The 279-nt window shown below is 62.4% G+C and carries 1 protein-coding gene; it reads left to right on the top strand.

What is annotated here, in order from left to right; all coding sequences use genetic code 11:
• Positions 1-279, top strand: a 279-nt coding sequence (locus EOD29_RS31410) for a type IV secretory system conjugative DNA transfer family protein (RefSeq protein WP_164763928.1), incomplete at both ends; no start/stop codon positions are given.

The following is a 279-nucleotide window of genomic DNA, read 5'->3' as shown; positions in this document are numbered from 1 at the left end:
GGGACGGGACGTGTTCGTTCTCGATCCGAGGAAGCCGGATGTCTGCTTCAACGTGCTCGACTGGGTCGGCCGTTTTGGAGGTACAAAGGAGGAGGATATCGCCTCGGTCGCATCATGGATCATGAGCGACAGCGGCGGCGCGCGCGGTGTCCGTGACGACTTCTTCCGCGCGTCAGCTCTCCAGCTTCTCACGGCGCTCATCGCCGATGTCTGCTTGTCCGGTCACACGGACGAGAAGGAGCAGACGCTTCGGCAGGTGCGCATGAATCTCTCGGAGCC

This window comes from Mesorhizobium sp. M1A.T.Ca.IN.004.03.1.1, from assembly GCF_003997555.1.
Taxonomy (GTDB): Bacteria; Pseudomonadota; Alphaproteobacteria; order Rhizobiales; family Rhizobiaceae; genus Mesorhizobium.
The sequence above is the reverse complement of the archived record's forward strand: the minus strand, read 5'-3'. Positions and strand labels throughout refer to the sequence as shown.